The sequence below is a fragment of the Streptomyces sp. NPDC057654 genome (assembly GCF_042800135.1).
GTDB lineage: Bacteria > Actinomycetota > Actinomycetes > Streptomycetales > Streptomycetaceae > Streptomyces.
The window spans coordinates 1-5,268 of record NZ_JBHVHQ010000614.1 but is presented as its reverse complement, the minus strand read 5'-3'; the positions used below and the strand labels follow the sequence as shown (position 1 = coordinate 5,268).

The 5,268-nt window shown below is 71.8% G+C and carries 5 protein-coding genes; 1 reads left to right on the top strand and 4 read right to left on the bottom strand.

Translation table 11 applies throughout. The annotated features are described in order from the left end of the window. Positions 1-314: 314 nt before the first annotated feature. Positions 315-1,340, top strand: coding sequence for an SCO0930 family lipoprotein (locus tag ACFU99_RS31945; RefSeq protein ID WP_384398666.1), 1,026 nt, complete (start codon positions 315-317; stop codon positions 1,338-1,340). Here the strand turns inward: ACFU99_RS31945 and ACFU99_RS31940 are convergent. The 4 genes from ACFU99_RS31940 to ACFU99_RS31925 all read right to left on the bottom strand — a co-directional run. Then, a complete protein-coding gene (locus ACFU99_RS31940; protein WP_384398664.1) occupies positions 1,327-2,877 on the bottom strand; it encodes a sodium:solute symporter in 1,551 nt (516 codons plus the stop codon). The two genes, ACFU99_RS31945 and ACFU99_RS31940, sit on opposite strands and share 14 nt — an antisense overlap. After that, on the bottom strand, positions 2,874-3,092 hold the full coding sequence (locus tag ACFU99_RS31935) for a DUF3311 domain-containing protein (protein WP_384398662.1): 219 nt from the start codon (positions 3,090-3,092) through the stop codon (positions 2,874-2,876). The genes ACFU99_RS31940 and ACFU99_RS31935 overlap by 4 nt, the downstream gene beginning before the upstream one ends. Before the next feature lie 26 nt (positions 3,093-3,118). After that, positions 3,119-3,904 (bottom strand): class E sortase, encoded by a 786-nt coding sequence (locus tag ACFU99_RS31930; RefSeq protein WP_384398660.1) that lies wholly within the window; start codon positions 3,902-3,904, stop codon positions 3,119-3,121. 64 nt (positions 3,905-3,968) lie between these two features. Next, the coding region (locus ACFU99_RS31925; protein ID WP_384398658.1) for a DUF445 domain-containing protein at positions 3,969-5,268 on the bottom strand (1,300 nt) is incomplete at its 5' end.

Below are 5,268 nucleotides of genomic sequence, written 5' to 3'. Positions count from 1 at the left end.
GAGGACGGAGAGAGGCCGGGCGCCGTTCATCGAGCCCTCCTGACGGACGCCGAGGGGCGGGACACCACGCGCGTTACCAGATGGAGCCGACCGCGATCCGAGGATGCCCGCACCGGAAGCAATTGGTCGCCTCATGGTGCCCGCCCGCTCCGCCGGCCGTCATCAACTGCACGTGTTTTGGCGGGAATTGAAAACTCTCACGGTGGCTGAACGTCGCCCTCCCAGCCCCCGTATCCCCACAGCGACGGCGGAGGCACGCACGCTTCGGCCGACGAGCGGACCACCGGCGAGATCGGCCAAGTGGAGGAGAAGACATGAGGAATCGACGTCACGCGGCGCTCGCGGGCACGGCTGTCGCGGTGCTGGCGCTGGCCGCCGCGGGGTGCGGGGGCGGGGACTCGTACCAGGGAAGCGGCACATCCAAACCGGCAGGCGGGAGTTCCCCACTCACGCCGGGCTCCGGCTCCGGTTCCGGCTCCGGCTCCGACTCGGGTGACAGCGGCGACGACTACGGAGACGCCCCCAAAGCCGGAGCCGGGTCCGGGTCCGGAACCGGCGTCGCCGCCAAGACCCTGGCCGTACGGAACGTCTCCGGCATCGGCCCCGTCGTCACCGACAGCAAAGGCGGCGTCCTCTACCGCTTCGACAAGGACACCGCCGAGCCGCCCAAGTCCGCCTGCGACGGCGACTGCGCGAAGGCGTGGCCGGCCGTCCCCGCCGACGACGCCACCGCCTCCACCGGCATCGCCTCCGACCGGCTCGGCCGGGTCGTACGGGCCGACGGCACCGCTCAGCTCACCCTCGGCGGCTGGCCGGTGTACCGCTACGCCAAGGACTCCGAGCCCGGCGTCGCCAAGGGCCAGGGGATGGGCGGCACCTGGCACGCCCTCGCCCCGGACGGGAAGAAGGCCGGGGCGAAACCCGCTGAGAAGACGTCAAGCGCCGCCGGGGTCGGGCTCTCCGACAACCCCGCCCTCGGCAGGATCTTCACCGATGGCGAGGGCCGCACCCTCTACCGCTTCAACAAGGACAGCGCCTGGCCCATGCGCTTCGCCTGCACCGGAGCGTGCCTGGACACCTGGAAGCCCGCGAAACCCGCCGACAAGAAGAAGCTCGGCGACGCCATCCCCGCCAAGCTCATCTCCACCGTGCCCCGCCCCGACGGCACGAAGCAGCTCGCCGTCGACTGCTGGCCCGTCTACTGGTTCACCGGCGACAAGAAGGCCGGTGACGTCAACGGCCAGGGAAAGATGGGCCTCTGGTTCGCCGTCTCGGACAGCGGCAGGAAAATCACCAAGGCCGCCGCCAAGGCCAAGGCCGAGCCCGCTACCGGCTACTGACCGCGGCCGCTTCGACGTCACCGCCCCCGCCTCCGCCCCCGCCATCGTCCCCGCCCGGCCCGGCGAGATCCTCGTCGTCCCTGGCCAGCACCTCCTCGTCCGGCCGCGGATCGGCCGTACGCGGCCCCCACCGGCTGACGGCCAGCGTCACCACGGTGTTCGCGGCCAGCGCGACGATCCCCGCGTTCATCCCCCACACCGGATCGCGGTCGGTGAAGACCAGCCCGCAGACGATGACGGCCCCGACGGCGAGCCCGCTCAGCGCGCCCCACAGCGTGATCCGCCGCCACACCAGCCCCAGCAGCACCATGGGCACGAGCTGTGCCATGCCCTCGTACGAGATGAGCGAGAGCCGCACCAGCGTCTCCGGCACCGTGTATGTCAACAGCAGCGCCAGCGCGCCCGCGACGACCACCACCACCTGCGAGAACAGCTTCTGCCGGGTCGCCAGGCGCGGCACCGCGCCCAGCACGCTGCGCCCCCACATCGTCCCGATCACCAGCATGAACACCGCCATCGGCACGATCGAGGAGAGCGCCGCCGCCACCCCGACCACCCCGACCGCCCAGGCCGGCAGCGCGTCCACCACCAGCTTGAACAGCGCCAGATTGGAGTCCGCGCCGACCAGCCCCGGCACCACGAAGATCGCGGCCATGCCCAGCAGCATCGGCACGAACAGCAGCACGTTGTAGAAGGGCAGGAAGACCGCGTTCCGCCGCAGCCCGTCCGCGCTGCGCGCGCCCAGATAGCCCGCCACGGTCGTCGGGAAGATCACCACGGTGAGGGAGTTGAGGAACGTCGTCGTCACGAACCAGCCCCCGCCCATCCCGCTGCCCCCGTGCCCGCTGAACGTCAGCCACTCGGGCTTCTCCGCCACGATCCGGTCCAGGAACGGCCCGTAGCCGTCGAAGTAGTGCAGCGGCACGTAGATCGCCAGGAACGCCAGCGTCCCGACGACCAGCACGTCCTTGAGCACGGAGACCCAGGCGCTGCCGCGCAGCCCGCTGACCACCACGAAGCCGGTGGTGACGGCGAAGGCCACGAAGTACGCCCAGTTCAGGCTGATCGCGCCGTACGAGATGGTCGTGACGACCACGCCCATGCCCATGATCTGCAACTGGATGTACGGCAGCAGACAGACCGTGGCCAGCACCGCGACGAACGCGCCGAGCCACGGCCGCCCGTAGCGGTGCGCGACCATGTCGGTGATCGAGACGAGGCCGTGCCTGCGGGCGTACGACCAGAGCATGGGGCCGACGACGTAGCCGAGCGCGTAGCCGCAGGACATGTACGCGATGACGTACAGGACCGGCGCGCCGTAGTTGTAGCCCCAGCCCGCCGCGCCCAGATAGCTGAAGCTCGTATAGCCCTCACCCGCCATCAGCACCCAGATGAAGACCGGGCCCAGGCTCCGGCCGCCCACCGACCAGTCGGCCAGCCCGCCGCCCGAGCCGCGCCCGCGCATCGCGAGCAGCCCGAGGCCGACAGTGAAAACCATGAAGACGCCGAAGACGGACGTCGCGACGGTGGCGTTCACCCGGCGCTCCCCCGCCCCGCGCGGCCGCCGCGCCGCCGGTCGGAGCGCCAGGCCAGCCACACCGCGACCGGCGTCAGCAGCGTCGCGAGCAGCAGCCAGAAGAAGAGGAAGGGCAGGCCGAGCACGGTCGGGCGGACGCGGTCGACGAGCGGCAGCACCGCCAGGAAGAGCACGTACGGCACGAGCAGCCACAGCAGAGAGGCACGTTTCAGCACGACGCAGACCCTAACGGGCTCCGCTTCTAACGCGGCTCTATCGCCGTCAGCCTCCCCCACACCACCAGCCGGTATGTGGACGTGTACTCCGGCGTGCAGGTCGTCAGCGTCAGATATGAGTCGGGCTCCGCGAAGTGGTAGGCGGGGTGCGCCGAGCTGTACGGGACCGGGGCGATGACCGTGCCGTCGGACGGCGAGGTCTGCGGCAGCGTGCGCTCGACCGTGTACGTGTACCGGGCCGTATCGGTGTCGATCCGCACGGTGTCCCCGGGCCGCAGCCGGTCGAGGCGGCGGAACGGTTCACCGTGCGTATTGCGGTGCCCGGCGAGCGCGAAGTTGCCCTTCTTCCCCGGCTGCGCGGTGTGGACGTAGTGCCCCACATAGCCTTTGTTGAGGACGTTCGCCTTGCTGACGCCCTGCGCCACGGGCGCGGTGACGCCGATCTTCGGGATGCGGATGACGGCGTACGCGGCGTCCCGGCGGGGCGGGCTCTCGTCTGCGCTCACGCGCACCGTACTGGTTTCCTCGGAGGACCGGCCGGGGTCGGAGCCGTGGCCGGCGGACGGCGTGCCCGAGGGATCAGGCGCGGGAACCTCCGGGTCCTCGTCCGCCCACCCCCGCTCCAGCTCCGCCACCTCGTCCCGCGCGCTCGCCCGCGCCTCGCGGTTCGTCCACCACAGCTGGTGGGCGACGAGCAGCAGCACGACGACGCCGAGCGTCACCACCAGCTCCGCGCCGCCCCACAGCAGCCGCGCCCCCAGGGGCCGCCGGGCCCGCCGCCCCTGCACCACCACCGGAATCCGCTCCCGCATCCGCCGAACGGTAGGCCCCGCGGCCGCAGACCACCAGAGGAATCACCCGGGAATCATCCGGGAATCACCCGCCGAACAGCCGCGAGACCGCGTAGATGCACAGCCCCGCGAGCGCGCCCACCACCGTGCCGTTGATGCGGATGAACTGGAGGTCCCGCCCGATGTGCGCCTCGATCTTCCTCGACGTGTGCTCGGCGTCCCAGCCCGCCACCGTGTCCGTGATCAGCAGGGTGATCTCGTCCCGATAGGTCGTCACGACGTAGACGGCCGCGTCCTCCAGCCAGCCGTCGACCTTGGCCCGCAGCCGCTCGTCCGCCGACATCCGGTTGCCGAGCGAGAGGATCGCCGCCCGCACCCGCAGCCGCAGCTCGCTGCGCTCGTCCTCGGCCGCCGCCACGATCATGGCGCGCACCGAGCTCCACGCGGAGGCGATGAGGTCCTGCACCTCGCCGCGGCCCAGCACCTCCGACTTCAGCCGCTCCACCCGCGCCCCCGTCTCGGTGTCCGACTGGAGGTCGCCCGCGAAGTCCCGCAGGAACCGGTCCACGGCGCCCCGCGCCGGGTGGTCCGGCATGTCCCGCATCTCGGTGATGAAGCGCAGCAGCTCCTTGTACACCCGGTCGCCGACCTTGCGGTCCACGAACCGCGGCGTCCAGCCGGGCGCGCCGCCGGTGACCGCGTCCATCACGGACGCGCTGTGCTCGACGAGCCAGTCGTGGGCCCGTACGCACACCAGGTCCACCAGCTTGCGGTGGCCACCGTCCGCGACGACCTTCTCCAGCATCTTGCCGACGCCCGGCGCGATCTCCTGCGCGTCGGCCCGCCGGGTGATCGCCTCGCCCACCACGGCCTGCACGTCGGAGTCGCGCAGTACTCTGAGCGCGCCGCGCAGCGCCGTGGCCAGCTCGGCGGTGACCCGGTCGGCGTGTTCGGGCTCGGCGAGCCAGGCGCCGAGCCGGGAACCGATGCCGACGGCGCGCAGCCGCTGCCGCACCACGTCGCCGGAGAGGAAGTTCTCCCCGACGAACTCGCCGAGGCTCTGCCCGAGCTGGTCCTTCTTCGTCGGGATGATCGCGGTATGCGGGATGGGCAGCCCCATCGGCCGTCTGAAGAGCGCGGTGACGGCGAACCAGTCGGCGAGCGCGCCGACCATGCCGGCCTCCGCGGCGGCGGCCACGAACCCGGCCCAGCCGCCGGCGCCGGCGGACTGCGCCCACTTGGCCAGTACGTAGACGAGCGCGACGGCGAGCAGCAGCCCCGTCGCGAACGTCTTCATCCGGCGCACGCCGCGCCGCTTCTCCTCGTCTGCCGCGCTGTAGGCGAACCCGCCCGCCGGGGCACTCGCGGCCCCGGCGGTATCAGCG

Excerpts from the sequence above, each read along its gene's own strand:
- ACFU99_RS31945 (WP_384398666.1), top strand. The coding sequence starts at position 315 with ATGAGGAATCGACGTCACGCGGCGCTCGCGGGCACGGCTGTCGCGGTG.
- ACFU99_RS31930 (WP_384398660.1), bottom strand. The coding sequence starts at position 3,904 with ATGCGGGAGCGGATTCCGGTGGTGGTGCAGGGGCGGCGGGCCCGGCGG.